The following is an 18,436-nucleotide window of genomic DNA, read 5'->3' on the forward strand; positions in this document are numbered from 1 at the left end:
GTCCACCGGAGTAACACCCTGCAGCTTCAGTGGACTACGCAGGCCGAATCCATCGCTCGCTCCGCTTGCCGATCATCCTTTCTTGCGCATCTGTCCAATCGCGCGAGAGCGCGCCGCCTCGGCTTCCTGCACCAGCCGGTAGGCGACGTAATATTTGAAAACATTACGTACATAGGTCGTCGGCTCGGTGCCAATCTTCTCGGCAACCACGATCTCGACATTGTTGAACCACTTGTTGGGATCCAGACCGCGTGCCGCCGCTTCCTTGCGCATCCTCGCGATCTTTGCAGGTCCCGCGTTGTAGCTTGCGAATGCGAAGAGCGAGCGATCCCTCTCCGAAAATTGAGCATCTGGAAAGTAACGGACCATCAGGGAATCGAGATACTTTGCTCCTGCATGGATATTCGCCTCCGTCACCCGGATGTCGCCTACTGCAAGTTCCTTCCCGGTGGCCGGCATGAGCTGCATGATTCCAATCGCCCCGACGTGACTGCGTGCGTCCTGATTTAGCTGGGACTCCTGATATCCCTGGGCCGCAAGCAAAAGCGGATCAAAGCGGTACTGCGCGCCGTATTTTTCAAATAATCTGACGGTCTGCCTGAACCGCTTCATGTCCTCCGTCTCCGTATTGTTGGAAATCTGCTTGATGCGTTTCATTTCCTGCTGGAGACGGACCTCGGCGACGCTCTGCTTCTTCACGTAATTGACGTAGAAGTCGTTGATCGCATCCTTCAGCCTGGGGCTCTGCAAACGGATCGCCCATCCGATATAGCCGGCGTCGCGCACCGCCATATCGTCGTGCACAGCGATCCCAGGCAGTATCTGCGCCCATATCTTCGCTTTCCAGTCATCCACCACGAGGATCTGGATGAGCCCAACATTGAGCATCTCCATTGCGTCCTCGTCCTCAAGCGCATCGGGGAGCAGCGCAAGCTTTACCGGAGCCTTGCCTTCCTTGCGAAAGCGCGCATTCAGCGTGTTCAGGCTCTCGTAGTAACTGCTGCTGGCGCGTACATGGACCGTCTTTCCGCTGAGATCGTCAAGCTTCGCGAGAGACGGCGACTTCGGCCCGGTAATAACGACTTCGCGGACCGGCGTTCGGTCGCGCGGCGCCACGAAGTCGACCTGTTTGAGACGCGCCTCGGTCACCGTCAGATTGCCGGCCGCGATGTCGCCCCGGCCGGCGATCAGCCCCGGGATCAACTGGTCGCGCGTTGTCGGGATGATGACCAGGGTGAGCGGGCGCTTGCCAAGCGTCGATTTGTATTTCCTGTTCACATAACGCTCAAAGTCCCGCATGAGCCCGGCAGTCAGTCCGCGCTCGTGACCCTGGTCGTTAAAATAGAGTGTCCGACTATAGGGAACGAGTACGCGGATCACACGCCGGTCGAGCATTGCGTCGAAGTCACCCTTCCATGGTTGGTTGCCGAGATCGATACGGCGCGCCCCGGTAGCCGACGCGGGGGCAGTAGCGGCTGCCGGGGTAGACGCGGAAGCGGCAGGCTGCGACGCCGCACCTTGCGCGGCGCAGCACGTCGCCACACCCGCGAACATGCCTGCGCAGAACGCCGCAACGTACATCAACACATGTATGACGCGCATCATTAAGACCCGCTCCGAAACCGGAGGCTGGAACGAACCCCGGTAGTGACCGTGTGTGTACCAATCGCCACGCCATGCTCGTCTTTCGGGCTGAGACTCCGCAACGTGAATCCGGTGCGGTCATGAATCCCGCTTAACCTTCTGCGCGCTGGCGACGGTCTCACTGCACCAGCACATCCTGATACTGCCACTATGGTGGCTTGTGAAAATCGGCCTATGGTCCTACACGGCGATCTCCGGGGACGGCAGGTCGAGGGCAGTCATTGCTCCACCCGTCAGGTCAGACGAGTCCGTTCACGCGCCGCCCCCCACGACAATCAGACCATCGTCCTATTCACCGGCGGGGACGTCGCTGCTATCCTGGGTTCCGAACTCGCGAGGCGTATGCAGCCGCATCGCATTCGCCCCCTCCTGCCGGCAAACGGGATTGAACCGCCATGAGCAGGCGAACCGCTCTCGGGTTGCGTCTCTGTTACTGCGCTGCTGTGCTGTCGTGGCTGGCAAACGCACCGCGCGCCCAGGAACTGGAGCCGCGCACCTATTCTCCCTCGCCGATCGGCACCAACTTTCTCCTCCTGGGTTACGCCCACGTAAGCGGCGACGTGCTCACCGACCCGTCCCTCCCCATCACGGGTGTGAGCACACAACTGAACAACCTCGTGCTCGGCTACGTGCGCACGTTCGCGCTGGCAGACCGCACGGCGTCGATCGGCGTTGCCGTGCCATTCGTGAGCGGCAACCTGAACGGGCTCGTCATTGGTGCACCGACCGAGGTGCATCGCGCAGGCCTCGGTGACGTGCAGTTTCGCTTCGCGCTGAATCTGATCGGCAACCCCGCGCTTTCACCTGAAGCGTTTTCCCGTGCACCGCCCGTTACCTCGCTCGGCGCGAGCGTGACGATTCAGGCGCCCACAGGCCAGTACGTCCCCTCACGCCTCGTCAACGTCGGCAACAACCGTTGGGCGTTCAAGCCAGAGTTCGGGATATCACAGCCATGGGGAAACTGGTTCTTCGAGGCCTCGGCCGGTGTCTGGATGTTCACGAACAACACGAACTTTTTCAAAGGACGGGAAAAAAGCCAGGCTCCACTCGCGATCGCCCAACTCCATGGCGGATACAGCTTTCGGCCGGGGCTCTGGCTCGCCGCCGATCTCGGCTATGCGCTCGGTGGCGCCACTGAAGTCAATGGCGGATCGAGCAGCGGCCGCCAGGCTAACGCGCGCGGCGGCGTCACGCTTGCCGCGCCGCTAGGTCGCGGCTGGTCTGCCAAGCTTTCCTACTCTCGAGGCTTTGTCGTGCGCGCGGGCGGCAACTATCAGATCGTCTCCGTCGCGATCCAGTACCGCTGGTTCGATCATTGAGTTGGGTCATTGGCGCCTCATGAGGGTCACCTCAAAGCACTGCTCCCATCAATCAGCCGCCTGGAATGTCCAAACGACAAAAGAAAATATTCGCGTTTGGCAGCCCGAGCTCGGCACCAACCGTTCATCGCGCTGAGGCCTCAAATTGCGCAGAAGCATAGCCGGACGTCCTCATATGACGGTGACATGGATTGAAGAAGCGTTTGCAACCCTGAATCGCCAAGTCTGGCTTTGCGAAGTTTCCAGAAGAGATAGACGACTCCGGCAAGATGTATGGCCGATACCAGCAGGTCACCGCCACCGATTGCGCTGTAGGTTAAAGGACCGCTATATCTGGTCAGCTACCGCGAACGTGTCGAGCAGTAGTCAGCCGCATCCGGACAGCCATATTGGAACGAACTGACGGGCAAGAATTGGGAACGTGTCCAGGAGCTGATGCCGTCCTGAAATGCGGTGGCGCCGTCGATCGCCTACGATGATAGACAAGCCCGCACCGGAAGTCAGACATCATGGCGCGCTCACTCACCACTGCCGTTCGTTGGTCGCTCGATTACATTGCGCGCAAATCGTGGCTGCGACGGGCGCTGCTCGCACTCGCCCTGCTTGTCACTCTGAATATCCTGATTAACTCATGGCAGTCGTGGCACGACTTCCGAGCCGCAGATACCCTTGCAGCACAGCGGCTGAACGGCCAGGCCTCGCTTATCACGGCACGCATCGAGGACCGTTTGCAGCGCATAAATGTGTCGACGGCACAGATCGAGAACATGCTGGATAGCCAGGCGCTCGCCGATGTCGAGCTGACGCAACTGGCAATGATCATGCGTCCGGCGCTCGGTGAAGTGCTCATTGCTGTCTTCGCGCCTGACGGCCGGCTACTTGCCGGATCGAGTGCGAGTGTCGGCAACCAGGTGCCTGGCCTTGAATCAGTGCTTTCCCGTGTGCGGAATGATCCGTCTGACCTCGTCACAGACCTTGCGACCTGGGCACAAGAGGCAGTCGTCATTTTCGCAAAGGGACATCATAACCGGGCAGGTGAACTCGACGCGGTCATCGTCCAGGTGGTCAATGTCGAACAGCGCCCGCTCGAAGCCATGAATTTGCCCGCGGGCACTTCCGTCCTGTTGCGCGACAGTGCGGACCACGTCATCGCGCGCTACCCGGCCGCCCTCGCGGTGGCGCCAGGACAGAAGCTGATCGACGGCACGGCGACGACTGGCCCCACGCCGACGACCCGGTATCTGCTCTTTCCTCCGGACGGTACGCAACACTTGGTGGCCACACGCAGGATTCCGCTCGGACCCACAGCAAGCTACTGGACACTTGATGTCGGCCTTTCGGTCGATGTATACCGCGCGAGTGTACGACAAAGCTTGTATATCAACCTCGCTGGCTCGGCCACAGTCCTGGTCATGCTGGCGAGCGCGATCCTGCTCGTGCGCCGTGAGCGTCACCTGTTCGATCAGGTGCAACAGTTTGCCAGCCTGATTTCGACCATTGTGAAGAACATGCCCACGCCGGTTGTTGTGGTACAACCCGGCGAAGGTAAAGTTCTTGTCGCCAATGAATCTATGCTGGCTGTATTCGGTGCGGTCGCTGGCGCGGGGCAACCGTTTGCCCGGCTGTTCGTGGACCCCACAGCATGGACGGACACGCAGTCGGTCCGTCAAGACGAGGCGGTCGCGATGCTCACGCGCGACGGCCCCCGGCATATGCTGCTGCACAGCACCCGGCTCCCCCTCGGCGTGCAAGCCGAAGAATCCGGCGCACTGCTCGTCACACTCGTCGACGTCAGTCATCAATACCAGCAGCTCACGAAGCTACGCTCCGAAGCCGAAGTGGACTCGCTCACTGGACTGCCGAACCGCCGCAGTTTCGCGAGGGCTGCCGCGCAGGCGGTTGCGCATGCTCGCGGACAGCACCGGCCGCTATCGCTGCTGGCACTGGATCTGGACTACTTCAAGCTTGTCAATGACACGTACGGTCATGCAGCCGGAGATCGCGTGCTGGCAGTCGTGGCACGCGTGCTTGAAGGAGCGCTGCGCACGGAGGATCTGGCCGCCCGCCTGGGCGGCGAAGAATTCACCGCCATCCTGCCCGACACAACACTGGAGCAGGCCCAGACCGTCGCCGAACGTATTCGCACCTCCATCCAGAACACGCCGATCGCCCTGGAGACAGGACAGACCATTTCGCAGACCATAAGCATTGGCATTGCGTCATACCACGAGGGCGAAGATGACATCGTGGCAGCACACGAGCGTGCCGACGCCGCGCTATATGCGGCTAAGAGCGCGGGGCGCAATCGTGTCCACATTGCGATGCCGGCCGCCCCTGACTCCAAGGAAACGACATTACAGGCACCATCGGGTTGTGAAAGTCAGGCATCAAGGACAGACAGAGAGAGCACGTGACCCGCTGACAGTGCTACGACGGGAGGTTGAAGAATAGCGTGTTCGGCGACGCCTCCCTCGACGTCTGCTGTGCGCCTCATGACAGACGTTTGCGCGGTGGTGAACGGCGCAATGCGGTCCGCGGTAAGTGCCGGGTACGCAGTGAAAGGGAGTAGGCTATTCCCACGAGCCTATGTCGGCGTCGTCGCCCTCACCGCCTTGCTTCGCGTCAGCGCCGTAGCTGAATACGTCGATCTCGCCATGCACGCCTGGATTGAGATACGAATACGCGTTGCCCCATGGATCGTACGGCAGACGCCGGAGATAGCCGCCGTCCTTCCAGAAGATTGGCACTGGACTAGTAGCCGGTTTCTCCATCAACGCCCGCAGGCCTTGCTCCTGGGTTGGATAGCGGCCATTGTCGCGGTGGTATAGCGTCAGCGCCTGCATGATCGCGCCGATTTCCTGTTTCGCAGCGACACGTTTCACCCCTTCCGGGCCACGCATCTTCAAGGCGACTAGTGCAGCGAGCAGGCCGAGCATCGCAACAACGGCGATAGTTCTTTTAAACGCAAACCCTTGCTGATCACGGCTGCGCAGACCCCCGATATCCGCGCGGCGACCTGTCCTCATTTTCATAACTTGTTGCCTATTGTTCGGGAAGAAACGCGTGTGCTTCGTCGTGGCCAGATAGCGGTCAATTAAGCCCGGCCACTCATTCTAAGTTTTGTCGTGGTAGAGGTGTAACGTAAATGTAGTCTGCGGAGCGCGCCAGACAATGGATGACGAACGATCCTGCGCTCTGATCGATGCCGTGTCGTCGATCACCGAAAAAGGTTGAATCTCGATCCGGGATGATCGTCGCGTTCAGTCATGGGGCGCTGTGCGGCCAACTCCCGTCATTGCCTCGTCCCTTCGCAATGACACTCGAACTTCGACTCCGCACTCAAAGCGGGCCTCGTGCGCGGCCCCGTCTGCTGGCATCGGTAAAGGCTCACAACTCGCCAGCAGCGCGACCACCGCACATGCTAGTGCTGCAGACGCTGACGCATGACTGCGAATCGGACGATGGTCCTATGGACAATACCGGAGCCGCTTGCTAGCTTCTTCTTCGGGCGCGTACCGACGCGCTCGCCGCCGGAAGCTATCGCAAAGGCTCCCGGAACTCATGCCCGCCGCATTCCTGTGGAAGCGGCGGCCTTCTTCATGTCGTTGCGATCGAGTGGCCATGAGGCACGGCCGCTACCGCCCAGCCCGGGATCTGGGTCACGCAGAAGGCGATACATCTCCTCAACGAAAGGCGCTACAGGGTCGACTGGTGAAGTCTGGGGCTCCGATGCCCAGACGCGGCCGGCCGCTCTTTCGTCTGGCTCGCCCCTCGAGCATCCTTTACGATGGCTTCAGATAGTCTGCACAGAGACCGCGAACGCGTCCAGCGAAACCACTCGTGGTGATCGAGATTGCGCAGAAGATCCGCTCGACGCCGTTCACGTCGATAGTGGGCAACAACGCCGGCCGCGGCGATTGCCAGCACGATTACACCCACAGTCATTGCCAGCCAGGATTCGTCCATAGCAGCCTCCTCTGGTACGCACGGATCGCCACCCGCTAGCGCAGGCGACAGATTCGATCAATATAGCCTTTCGGGACTTCACGCTATCGGCCGCTGTGCACCTGTCAGCGCACTCGCGCGATAGCGCGCAGGACAGCGCCGCCGCGCGGCGGCCAAGCGGCTTCAAAGTGCTGTCGTAAAATGCTGCCCATGAATATGGAACCTGCGGATACACCCGATGCTCAGTGAAACCGAACTGCGCGAGCAGTATGCGGACCTCCAGCGGCGCGCGTTGAGCCTCGGCACGCATGGGCAGTCGCGCAGTGACCAACTTGCCGCGGCGATGCAGTTGCCGCCGAAGAAGCACGCCGATGACTATTTGCGCGTGGTGAAGGGCGCGAAAGATGACGCGATGGTGGCTGTCCTGAGCTATCAGAGAGCGTTGCCCTTCCTCGCAACTGCCAACTCTCTGATCGAGCGCCTCGCGAAGCCTTCAATTCCTGCTCGCGCATCACAACCTGCTCGTCGCGCTGCAGGACATGCACGACGCACGGCGCCCGGATGAATGGCCGTACGCGTTGCGCGTGATCGCGCAGCGCTTCAATCTGAACGCGCACGTGGTCACGCACTGCGAGCGCCTCTTCGGTCGCGTGGTGCATCTGGAGCCGCTCGGCGAGTACCCGCAGGCCACGATCACGCTCAAGCCGTCCAATGGCTACCTGCTCGATCGCGCGAAGCGGGACAATCGGGCATCACATGCCATGCCCAAAGCGCTCACGACTCGCGAGGTCCACGATGTCCGCGCGTGGCAGGAAGGCCCGCGAGCGCATCGCGGTACCCGATGCGTACCCCACGAGCATCGTGGTCGACGCGTGGATGCCCGACTACGGTCGGCAGTGCGAGGTATGCGGCCAGACGCCCTGCGTGACCCGCCTCGTGGACGGGCAGGTGGTGTACGAGGGATCGATGCGTGGCGCCTGCATGTGGGACGACGACGCGTACGCCGATCCAGTCAGCGGGTGAGGCCCGCCATGTCGCGTCAGGACATTTATCGCATCCACTGCATCGCGTGTGGTGAGCGTTTTACTGACGCGAACGTGTACAGCGACGCGGGCAAGTGCCCGGCTTTATCGAATTTCATCTGCTCAAAGGCCCGCAGCGCGAAGACCACGTGCTCTACGCGAGCCACACGATCTGGGCGAGCCACGCGCACTTCGAAGACCGGACGCGCTCCGACGCCTTTCGCGCGGCGCATCGAAACGCGGGCAATACGGGCGGCGCAAACCGTCCGGTCTATCTGAGCGACCCCGAGTTCGAAGGCTCGAAGTCGTGCAAACCGTGAAATAGGCGGTGCACGCGGAGTCGTAAAGAAAATCGGTAAATCTGTGCACGCGCTGCGCCAAAGCTACACGCTCGCAGCACGCACCGCCGCAGTGCCCCGTGCATCCGGCCCCCTCCTCTCGTCTTCCCGCTGCGCCGCGCGTCCTAGGCCCAAACCTTGCTTGATACAAGCCCCCGCCCTCGCGCGCAACGGTGTTGGAGGCGCGCGCCATCGCGTCCCCAACCGACGAGCCCATGAAGAAAAAAACCGCTACCCGCATCGTAGAAGGACAACCGTTCCCCCTCGGCGCCACCTGGAACGGCCGCGGTGTGAACTTCTCGCTCTTCTCCGCGAACGCTACGAAGGTCGAGTTGTGTCTTTTCGACAAGAGCGGCCTGCGCGAACTCGAACGCATCGAGTTGCCCGAATACACCGACGAAGTGTGGCATGTCTATCTGCCCGAACTCGAACCGGGCGCCATCTATGGGTATCGCGTGCATGGGCCGTACGAGCCGCAAGCGGGCCATCGCTTCAATCCGCACAAGCTGCTGCTCGATCCCTATGCGAAGGCGCACGTGGGCGCGATGCGCTGGCATCCCGCCGTGTTCGGCTACACGATCGGAAGCCGCGATGGCGATCTTTCGTTCGACACGCGAGACAGTGCGCGCTATGTGCCGCGCTGCCGCGTGGTCGATCAGGGCTTCACATGGCACCACCCGATGCGCGAGCGTGTGCCGCGCGAGCGCACGATCATCTACGAAACGCACGTGCGCGGCTACACGATCCGCCATCCCGAGGTGCCGCCCGAAGAGCGCGGCACCTTCGCCGGGCTCGCACAAACGCCGGTGCTCGAATATATGCGCGGGCTTGGCGTGACATCCGTGGAGCTACTGCCCATTCATACCTTCGTGAACGACTCGCATCTGCTCGAACGCGGTCTCACGAACTACTGGGGCTACAACACCATCGGCTTCTTCGCGCCGGACCCGCGCTACTCGGTGGGCGCGCACGGCTCGATCGACGAGTTCAAGAACATGGTGGACCGCCTCCACCAGGCGGGTCTCGAAGTCATACTCGACGTGGTTTACAACCACACGGCCGAAGGCAGCGAACTCGGCCCGACGCTCTCGTTTCGCGGCATCGACAATGCTTCGTACTACCGGCTACCCGAAGACAGGCGCTATTACATCAACGACACCGGCACCGGCAATACGCTCAATCTCTCGCACCCGCGCGTACTGCAGATGGTCACGGACAGCCTGCGCTACTGGGTGCTGGAAATGGGCGTGGACGGTTTTCGCTTCGACCTCGCGACGATCCTCGGGCGCGAGCCCTACGGCTTCGACGAAGGCGGCGGCTTTCTCGACAGCTGCCGCCAGGATCCGATTCTCGCGAGCGTGAAGCTGATTGCCGAGCCGTGGGACTGCGGGCCGGGCGGCTACCAGGTGGGCGGTTTCCCGCCCGGCTGGATGGAATGGAACGACCGCTTTCGCGACACCACGCGCGCCTGGTGGAAAGGCGACGAAGGCAAGGCGCCCGAACTCGCCACGCGCCTGTGCGCCTCCGGCGACAGCTTCAACCGGCGCGGGCGGCGGCCATGTTCAAGCGTGAACTTCGTCACCGCGCACGACGGCTTCACGCTGAACGATCTCGTTTCGTACAACGAGCGTCACAACGAAGCCAACGGCGAAGAGAACCGCGACGGCCACGGCGACAATCTCTCGTGGAACTGCGGGGCGGAAGGCCCGAGCGACGACCCCGAAATCCGCGCGCTGCGCGAGCGCCAGAAGCGCAACTTCCTCGCCACCCTGCTGCTCTCGCAGGGCACGCCGATGCTGCTCGCGGGCGACGAATTCGGCCGCACGCAGCGCGGCAACAACAATGCGTACTGCCAGGACAACGAGGTGAGCTGGGTAGACTGGGAGGGCATTGACGACACGGGCCGCGCGCTCGCCGACTTCGTGCGCAAGCTCACCGCGCTGCGCCATGCGCTGCCGGTGCTGCGACGCAACCGGTTTCTCATCGGCGAGCACAACGCCGCGCTTGACGTCACCGACGTCGAATGGCTCTCGCCCGCAGCCGTACCGATCGCTCGGGAGCAGTGGGACGATTCGGCCATGCGTTGTTTCGGCATGCTGATCGATGGACGATCGCAAACGAGCGGCATCATGCGCCTCGCTTCGGATGCGACCATGCTCATCGTGCTCAACGCCTATCACGACGTGGTGGATTTCACGCTGCCTTCCGTGCCGGGCAACGATCAGTGGAACTGCCTCATCGACACGAACATGCCCGTGCGCGACGAGCTGCCCGAATTCGAAGCGGGCGATATCTACCAGGTGACCGGCCGCTCGCTACTGCTGTTCGCGCTGCACGCGCGTGGCGCGACGCGACGGGTGTTCGACCGCCTGGAGGAAGATCTCACCGGGTAATCGGCAGGCTTTTTTGCGGATTGGCGGCGAAGCCGCCTATCCGTTGTGCGACGTGTGGCGGGGCTGACAGTTAGTTGCACAATGCGGCGAATGACCGCCGCCTCATCGCAGCACCGCAGACATCGCCGACAAGCTATTGAGCGTGCGCACGAGGGACTCGGCGGTTGGCGCCACGAACCGGATCAAGCAGCCCGCCGCGCGCTCGACACCGGGCCACTGCGCAAAGAGGTCGGCCAGCGCAGTAGTCTGCGTATGCAGCTCGCACGTGCGCACGCGCGGCGCGGCACACGCGCGGTCCCACCACGCGCCGTCGCGTGCCACCTGCCCGACGGCTTCGTGCGCCGCGTCGCGAATCCGCTCGCGGCACGCGGCGGGCGTCAGCAGGTCGCCGCTCGCGTGGCCGCCGGCGCGCTTCACCACCACGAACTTCGCATCGGGAAAAGCGGGCCGCGTTTCGCCTTCGAACACATCGTCACCGCTGAGCAGCGCCACTCGTGCGCCGTATTCCTGCGCGAGCGCGCCATACAGCCCCGCCTCGCCCGTCGCCACGCCATCGACGAGCACACGCGCAAACGCAAAACTGTTGATGGTGTGCGCAAGCATGCCGCGGCTTTGCGCCATGGCGTGATAGCCGATCATGAAAACGAGCGCGGGCCGGTGCTCGAGCCCCGCCATCATGCCCAGCGTGCGCGGCTTGCCGAGTATCACGCGTGCGCGCGCATCGATCTCGTCGAGCAGCAGGTTGTTGAAGCCGCCATGCGAGTCGTTGACCCACACCTCGCTCGCGCCGCCCGAGAACGCGCCCTCCACGGCCGCGTTCGCTTCGAGCGTCATCCAGCGGCGGGCCTGCTCGTACTCGGCGTTTCCCGCGCGCGTTTGCGCAACGTTGAAGACTCCGCCTATGCCTTCGATATCGACCGAGATGAGGACCTTCACGCCTGCGCTCCGCCTGAAAGCAGTTCGGCGAGATCGGGCACCGCTTCGCGCAGCGCCAGACGCACGTGGCCATCGCGGCCCTGCACGGTGCGCGCGCACCACAAGGCGTCGAGAATGGCTTGCTCGGCGCAATCGGCGCTCGCCTGAAACAGCGGATCGAGCTGCGAGTCGGCGAGCAGGGGCGGCAACGCGTAGGTCTGCGCGTCGTGCGCCAATGTGTACGCGGTGCTGAACGCCATGGCGATATCGCCGCTGCCGTGTCCATAAACGGACCCCGTGCGCGCGAGACCCGCCGCCGCGCGCATTGACACGCGCCGAAGCTGCCGCGCGTCGAGCGGCGCATCCGTGGCGATCAGCATGATGATCGAGCCCTTCTCGGGCTCCTGCGTCGCACGATTGGACGCCGCGCGCGCCGCAAGCTCGCGCCCCACGGGCACGCCGCCGATCGTCAGCATCGGCAAGCGGCCGAAGTTCGCCAGCACGAGCGCGCCCACGGTGTACGGCGCGAGCGCCGCCTGCACCACGCGCGACGCCGTGCCGATGCCGCCCTTCAGGTCGAAGCTCGACATGCCGCGACCCGCGCCTACGCTGCCACGCGCGAAACCGGCGTTCGCAGCGGCGCAGGCCGCGAGGTAGTGTTCCTCATGTACAGCCAGCGCCTGAATATCGTTCAGATAGCCGTCGTTGCACTCGAACACGAGCGGATTGACGGTCGGCAGGCCGCGCCCGATTTGCGGATTCCCCGCGACCGCCGCGCGAATCTGCGCTTGCGCGAGTGTGCCCACCGCAAACGTGTTGCTCAGCGCGACCGGCGTTTCGAGCACGCCCAACTCTTCGAGCTGCATGAGCCCAATGCTCTTGCCGAATCCGTTGATCACGCAGACGCTCGCCGGCACCTTCTCGCGAAAGAGGTCGCCCGCATGCGGCAACAGCACGGTCACGCCGGTTTGCACCTCGCCCGCGTCGAGCGTGCAATGTCCGACGCGCACGCCGGCTACGTCGGCAATCGTTCCCGTCACCCCGCTCGCCAGTGTGCCGACATGCGGCGCGGTATCTCCACGATCGATGCTCATGCGCGATCCAGCTTCGGGTCGAGCGCGTCGCGCAAGCCGTCGCCCAGCAGATTGAACGCGAGCACGGTGAGGAAGATGGCGAGGCTCGGGAACAGCGCGATATGCGGCGCCGTCACCATATCGGCGCGCGCCTCGTTGAGCATGGCGCCCCACTCCGGCGTGGGCGGCTGCGCGCCAAGGCCGATGAACGACAGGCTCGCCGCCGTGATGATCGACGTGCCGATACGCATGGTCAGATACACGATCACGGACGACACGGTGCCCGGCAGAATATGGCGCATGATGATCGTCCAGTCCGACGCGCCAATGCTGCGTGCGGCCTCGACATAGGTGAGGTGCTTGAGCATGAGCGTGTTGCCGCGCACGAGCCGCGCGAACGCCGGGATGCTGAACACTGCCACCGCACAGACCACGTTGATCATGCCGTTGCCGAGGATCGCCACCACACCGATGGCAAGCAGAATGCCTGGGAATGCGAACAGCACGTCGGCCACCCGCATGGTGATGCGGTCCCACCAGCCTTCGTAGTAACCCGCGAGCAAGCCGAAGAACGTGCCGACCACGGCGCCCAGCGCCACGGAAAGAAAGCCCGCCGCGAGCGATATGCGCGTGCCCGCGAGAATGCGGCTGAAAATATCGCGGCCCAGCGCGTCCACGCCGAACCAGTGGGCAGCCGACGGACCGGCGTTGAGCGAGTCGTAGTCGAAGTAATTTTCCGGGTCGTAAGGCACGAGATGCGGCGCGAACACCGCGATCACCACCAGCAGCAGCACGAATGCGCCCGCGCCGAGCGCGACATGCTGCTTGCGGAACTTGCGCCAGAATTCGCGCCATGGCGTGCGGATCGCTTCGTCCTCTGCGCGTACATCAACGTTTAGGGTCGTGCTCATGGCGGGCTCACCTGAATCGAATGGTCGGATTGATGACCGCGTACAGCACGTCCACGATCAGATTGATGACGATGAACTCGAGCGAGAACAACAGCACTTCGGCCTGAATCACGGGGTAATCGCGCATCGAAACCGAATCGATGAGCAGTCGCCCGAGGCCCGGCCAGTTGAACACCACTTCCACGACGATCGAGCCGCCCAGCAAGAAGCCGAACTGCAGCCCCATCATCGTCACGACGGGAATCATCGCGTTGCGCAGGCAATGCTTGATCACCACCCATTGTTCGGCCACGCCCTTCGCGCGCGCCGTGCGCACGAAGTCCTCGTTGAGTACCTCGACGAAGGAGGCCCGCGTGAAGCGCGCCATCACCGCAGCCACCGCCGCACCGAGTGTGATCGACGGCAGCACGTAGCTGCGCCACGAACCGTCGCTCACCACGGGCAGCCAGCCCAGGCGCACCGAGAACAGCTCCATGAGCGCCATGCCGAGCGCGAAAGCCGGAAACGAAATGCCCGACACCGCGAGCGCCATGCCGATGCGATCGGGCCAGCGATTGCGCCACACGGCCGAGACGATGCCGATCGCCATGCCGAACACCACGGCCCAGACCATGCTGGTGAGCGTGAGCAGCAGCGTGGGCATGAAACGCTCGCTAATTTCGGTGACGACCGGGCGCTTGCTGCGCATCGAAACGCCAAAGTCACCGTGAGCGACGCGCACGAAGAAGTGGAGGAACTGCTGCGGCAGCGACTGGTCGAGGCCGAGGTCGGCGCGCACGAGCGCGACCGTCGCGTCGTCCGCTTCGGGACCGGCCGCGAGGCGCGCCGGGTCGCCCGGCAGCAGGTGCACGAACAGGAACACCAGGACCGCGACGATCAGGAGCGTCGGCAGCAGACCCACCGAGCGTTTGACAATGAAATTCAGCATGAGCGCGTTACTGCATCGGGGCGTGCGCGCCGCACCGGAACCAACCGTTCCGGCGCGGCGCGCAACGCATTAGCGAATCGAGATCTCGTCGAAGTTGAACGAGCCGTCCGGCGCCACATACGCGCCGGCCAGGCGCTTGCTGCGGGCGTACACGACCTTCTCCTTGACGAGGAACACCCACGGGGCGTCGGCCCAGATGCGCTTTTGCGCGTCGGCGTAGAGCGCCGTCTTTTGCGCGCGGTCCGTCGTTTCGAGCGCCTTCGCGAGGTCCTCATCGACCGCCGGGTTCTTGTAGTACGCCGTATTCATGAGCTTGGGCGGCCACGATGCCGAAGCGAGCAGCGGCGAGATGCCCCAATCGGCCTCGCCCGTGGACGACGACCAGCCGATGTAATACATGCGCACGCCCGCCGTCGCCGGGTCCTGCGCGCTTTCCACGCGCGCGACCGCAGTGCCCGTTTCGAGCGCTTCGACGTTCGCCTTCACGCCCACCTGCGCGAGCTGCTGCTGCACGAACTGAATGGCCTTTTGCGCGGTCGAGTTGTTATACGCCGACCACAGCGTCGTTTCGAAGCCGTTCGGGTAACCGGCCTGCTTGAGCAGTTCTCGCGCCCTGGCCGGATCGTAAGGCCAGGGGCCGAGCTTGACCGAGTAGTCCACACCTTGCGGCAGCACGCCGTCCGAAGGCAGCGCATAGCCCCCGAACGCCACCTTGGCCAGCGCGTCCTTGTTGATCGCGTAGTTCAGCGCCTGGCGCACGAGCGGGTTGTCGAACGGCTTCTTCGCGGTGTTCAGGCTGATGTAGCGCTGGATGATCGAGGACGTGGCGATCAAATCCACCTTCGGGTTCGACTGGAACGCGCTCGCCTGCTCGAACGGAATGCGGAAGGCGAAGTCCGCTTCGCCAGTGCGCATGAGCGCCGCGCACGTGTTGTTGTCGGCCACCGGCTTCCAGTCGATCTCATCGATCTTCGGGTAGCCCTTCTTCCAGTAGCCGGCGAACTTGTGGACGACGAGGTCGCCAGCCGGGTCCCACTTCACGAAAGCGAACGGGCCCGTGCCCACCGGATGCAGGCCGATGTCCTTGCCCCACTTCTTCATGGCCGCCGGCGAGATCATCACCGCCGAAGGGTGCGCGAGCACGTTCACGAACGCCGAGAACGGCGCGTTCAGCGTGACCTTCACCGTGTACGGATCGACCACTTCGGTCTTCGCGATGCGGCGGAACATGTTGTAGCGCTTCAGGTGGTTCGCCGGGTCCGTCACGCGGTCGAAGTTCGCCTTCACGGCCGCCGCGTTGAAGTCGGTGCCGTCCTGGAACTCCACGCCCTCGCGCAGCCTGAAGGTATAGACGAGGCCGTCGCCGCTCACTTCATAGCTCGTGGCGAGCACGTTGGTGAGCTTGAGGTCCTTGTCGAAACCGAACAGGCCCTGATAGAACGACTTCGAAACCGCCTGCGAGAGCGTGTCGTTGGCGTCGTATGGGTCGAGCGTCGAGAAGGTCGAATCGACGGCCATCACGGCGCGCTGTCCGGCGGCCTGTGCCGCGCTCGCGCCCGCGATCAGCGCGAGTGCGAGCGCGCTGCCCTTCATCCATGTTTTGACTTCTTTCATCAATCAGGTATCCATAACAATGAATCTTGACGACTCAGCAAAACGATCCAGCTAAACAGCGAACGACTGCGTGGCGTGACGGCGTGTTCAGTAAGCGCCGCCCACCCGATGCTTCGCCACGAAGTGACCCGGGCCGACCGCCACGAGCGGCAGGACCTGCGGCTCGTCGCCGGTTGCGCGAATCGGGCTCGGCAGTTCGTCGGCGGCGAGCACGCGCTTCGCGTGGCGGCGCGCCGGATCGGCGATCGGCACCGCGCCCATGAGCTTCTTCGTATAGGCGTGCTGCGGATTCTCGAACACGGCGCGGCGCGGGCCGATCTCGACGATCTGCCCCAGGTACATCACCGCGACGCGATGGCTCACGCGTTCCACCACGGCCATATCGTGCGAGATGAAGAGATACGCCACACCAAGCTCCTGCTGCAGGTCGAGCATCAGGTTGACGATCTGCGCCTGCACGGAAACGTCGAGCGCCGACACCGATTCGTCGGCGATCACGACTTTCGGGTTCATCGACAGCGCGCGCGCAATGGCAATGCGCTGACGCTGGCCGCCCGAGAATTCGTGTGGATAGCGGCCCGCCGCCGACTTCGGCAGGCCCACGCGATCGAGCAGCCATTCCACGCGCGCCTGCGCCTTCGCCCCCTTCGCGATGCCGTGCACGAGCAGCGGCTCCATGATCGAGAAGCCCACCGTGAGGCGCGGGTTGAGCGAGGCGAACGGGTCCTGGAAAATGAACTGGATATCGCGGCGCAACGTCCGCAGTGCGGGGCCGGTGAGCGTGCTGATATTGTGGCCGCCGAATTCGATCGTGCCGCTCTGGCTCTCGACGAGCCGTAGCAGCGAGCGGCCCGTGGTCGATTTTCCGCAACCGGACTCGCCCACCAGCGCGAGCGTTTCGCCGGCGTGAAGATCGAAGCTGACTTTTTCCACCGCATGCACGCGGCCCGTGACCTTGCCGAACAGACCGCTGTGCACGGGGAAGCGCGTAACGAGGTCGCGCACGCGCAGGACCGGCGCCGCGTGCGTTTTCGGCGCGCTCGCCGGGAGCGTTGACGGGGCAGCCGGGCGCGCCGCTTCGCTCACCGAAAGCAGCGGGAACTTCTCCGGCAGGTCGGTGCCCTGCATCGCGCCAAGTTTCGGCACTGCGGCGAGCAACGCCTGCGTGTAGCGATGCGAAGGGGCGGCGAACAGCGCATCGGATGCGCCCTCTTCCACTTTTTCCCCGTGATACATCACGAGGATGCGGTCCGCCACTTCGGCCACCACGCCCATGTCATGCGTGATGAAGACCACTCCCATATTCATCTCGTCCTGCAGGCCGCGAATGAGCTGCAGGATCTGCGCCTGGATCGTCACGTCGAGCGCCGTGGTCGGTTCGTCGGCGATCAGGAGCGCGGGCTTGCACGAAAGCGCCATCGCAATCATCACGCGCTGGCGCATGCCGCCCGAAAGCTGATGCGGAAAGCGGTCCATCACGCGGCGCGCCTCGGGAATGCGCACGCGGTCGAGCAGGCGCAGCGTTTCGGCGCGCGCCTGCGCGGCGTTCATCAACTGATGCAGCGCGATCGCCTCGCTGATCTGGTTCCCCACCGTGAACACCGGGTTCAGCGAGGTCATCGGCTCCTGAAAGATCATCGCGATGTCCGCGCCGCGCACCGAGCGCATGGTCGAGGCACTGGCACGCGTGAGATCGAGCACGCTGCCGTTGCGGCGGCGCAGGTCGATGCTGCCGCCCGTCATGCTGCCGCCGCCGTGCTCGACGAGCCGCATCAGCGAAAGCGACGTGACCGACTTGCCCGAGCCCGATTCGCCGACGATGGCGAGCGTCTCGCCCCGATCGACGTGGAACGACAGATTGCGCACGGCTTCGAACGCGCCCGCGCCGCGCCTGAACGACACGGAAAGGTTACGGACGTCGATCACGCGGTTCGGCGGCAGCGCGGCCTTTTCGCTGGCCGGCGCGGTATCAGGAGAGTGCGAGGACATCTGCACGATGAGGATTCCTTCGTTTGGTGCGCAAAACGATGCGCCGCTTAACAGGTTGCGGAAATACACCCCCGGCGGAAGCGGTGCGCCTCGATGTACGCGCCCGCCAGTCGCAAACTTTCGCATTGTGCAATCTCAACGCGAATTCAACGTTCTTTCGGCGGCTTGAGGCCGACTTCTGACCTCCTTGCCACGCTTTCCGCCACTTATAAGCGGATTTGTGCCAGTGATCGCATGCGCACGAGGTTGTATGCCGCCATGTTCAACACGAACATCTGGTCCACCTTCTTCAAGCCACGCACCATCACCTGACGCATGCGCCCCACGGTCTTGGCCCAGCCGAAA

Annotated in this window: 14 protein-coding genes and 2 pseudogenes; 7 read left to right on the top strand and 9 right to left on the bottom strand. The window is 63.5% G+C overall.

The window, feature by feature from the left end:
- Positions 1 to 72: 72 nt before the first annotated feature.
- Positions 73 to 1,602 carry a transglycosylase SLT domain-containing protein gene (locus M3A49_RS15085; RefSeq protein WP_266229356.1) on the bottom strand — a complete coding sequence of 510 codons (1,530 nt, stop codon included), beginning with the start codon at positions 1,600 to 1,602 and terminating at the stop codon, positions 73 to 75.
- Positions 1,603 to 2,039: 437 nt separating this feature from the next.
- Between M3A49_RS15085 and M3A49_RS15090 the strand changes: the two genes are divergently transcribed.
- Entirely contained in the window at positions 2,040 to 2,963 is a 924-nt protein-coding gene (locus tag M3A49_RS15090; RefSeq protein ID WP_266229338.1) for a transporter, read from the top strand.
- A 509-nt stretch (positions 2,964 to 3,472) separates the two neighbouring features.
- On the top strand, positions 3,473 to 5,377 hold the full coding sequence (locus M3A49_RS15095; protein WP_266229339.1) for a sensor domain-containing diguanylate cyclase: 1,905 nt from the start codon (positions 3,473 to 3,475) through the stop codon (positions 5,375 to 5,377).
- Positions 5,378 to 5,533: 156 nt separating this feature from the next.
- Here the strand turns inward: M3A49_RS15095 and gspG are convergent, their stop codons facing one another.
- Complete coding sequence (gene gspG, locus M3A49_RS15100; RefSeq protein WP_266229340.1) at positions 5,534 to 5,995, bottom strand: type II secretion system major pseudopilin GspG; 462 nt, start codon at positions 5,993 to 5,995, stop codon at positions 5,534 to 5,536.
- An 808-nt stretch (positions 5,996 to 6,803) separates the two neighbouring features.
- Here gspG and M3A49_RS15105 point away from each other — a divergent pair.
- The 5 genes and pseudogenes from M3A49_RS15105 (at position 6,804) to glgX (ending at position 10,661) form a co-directional block, all read left to right on the top strand.
- Positions 6,804 to 6,968, top strand: coding sequence for a hypothetical protein (locus M3A49_RS15105; protein WP_266229341.1), 165 nt, complete (start codon positions 6,804 to 6,806; stop codon positions 6,966 to 6,968).
- Positions 6,969 to 7,146: 178 nt separating this feature from the next.
- Positions 7,147 to 7,473 (top strand): hypothetical protein, encoded by a 327-nt coding sequence (locus tag M3A49_RS15110; protein ID WP_266229342.1) that lies wholly within the window; start codon positions 7,147 to 7,149, stop codon positions 7,471 to 7,473.
- Between the two features lie 191 nt (positions 7,474 to 7,664).
- Positions 7,665 to 7,931: a hypothetical protein gene (locus tag M3A49_RS15115; RefSeq protein ID WP_266229343.1), complete on the top strand. Its 267-nt coding sequence runs from the start codon at positions 7,665 to 7,667 to the stop codon at positions 7,929 to 7,931.
- Positions 7,932 to 8,022: 91 nt separating this feature from the next.
- Positions 8,023 to 8,255: pseudogene (locus tag M3A49_RS15120) on the top strand (antibiotic biosynthesis monooxygenase family protein); the annotation flags it as partial.
- A gap of 228 nt (positions 8,256 to 8,483) precedes the next feature.
- A complete protein-coding gene (gene glgX / locus M3A49_RS15125; RefSeq protein ID WP_266229344.1) occupies positions 8,484 to 10,661 on the top strand; it encodes a glycogen debranching protein GlgX in 2,178 nt (725 codons plus the stop codon).
- 102 nt (positions 10,662 to 10,763) lie between these two features.
- Here the strand turns inward: glgX and M3A49_RS15130 are convergent, their stop codons facing one another.
- The 7 genes and pseudogenes from M3A49_RS15130 to M3A49_RS15160 all read right to left on the bottom strand — a co-directional run.
- Positions 10,764 to 11,597 (bottom strand): M55 family metallopeptidase, encoded by an 834-nt coding sequence (locus M3A49_RS15130; RefSeq protein WP_266229345.1) that lies wholly within the window; start codon positions 11,595 to 11,597, stop codon positions 10,764 to 10,766.
- Positions 11,594 to 12,670: a P1 family peptidase gene (locus M3A49_RS15135; RefSeq protein WP_266229346.1), complete on the bottom strand. Its 1,077-nt coding sequence runs from the start codon at positions 12,668 to 12,670 to the stop codon at positions 11,594 to 11,596. Before M3A49_RS15135 ends, M3A49_RS15130 begins: the two co-directional genes overlap by 4 nt.
- Positions 12,667 to 13,560, bottom strand: a complete 894-nt coding sequence (gene gsiD / locus M3A49_RS15140; protein WP_266229347.1) for a glutathione ABC transporter permease GsiD — start codon at positions 13,558 to 13,560, stop codon at positions 12,667 to 12,669. The genes M3A49_RS15135 and gsiD overlap by 4 nt, the downstream gene beginning before the upstream one ends.
- Positions 13,561 to 13,567: 7 nt before the next feature.
- Positions 13,568 to 14,488 (bottom strand): glutathione ABC transporter permease GsiC, encoded by a 921-nt coding sequence (gene gsiC / locus M3A49_RS15145; protein WP_254353751.1) that lies wholly within the window; start codon positions 14,486 to 14,488, stop codon positions 13,568 to 13,570.
- Between the two features lie 69 nt (positions 14,489 to 14,557).
- A complete protein-coding gene (gene gsiB / locus M3A49_RS15150) occupies positions 14,558 to 16,102 on the bottom strand; it encodes a glutathione ABC transporter substrate-binding protein GsiB (RefSeq protein WP_323183154.1) in 1,545 nt (514 codons plus the stop codon).
- Between the two features lie 87 nt (positions 16,103 to 16,189).
- A complete protein-coding gene (locus tag M3A49_RS15155) occupies positions 16,190 to 18,091 on the bottom strand; it encodes a dipeptide ABC transporter ATP-binding protein (protein ID WP_266229358.1) in 1,902 nt (633 codons plus the stop codon).
- A gap of 206 nt (positions 18,092 to 18,297) precedes the next feature.
- Positions 18,298 to 18,436: pseudogene (locus M3A49_RS15160) on the bottom strand (IS5/IS1182 family transposase); the annotation flags it as partial.

The organism is Paraburkholderia sp. CNPSo 3076, from assembly GCF_026343935.1.
Taxonomy (GTDB): domain Bacteria; phylum Pseudomonadota; class Gammaproteobacteria; order Burkholderiales; family Burkholderiaceae; genus Paraburkholderia; species Paraburkholderia nodosa.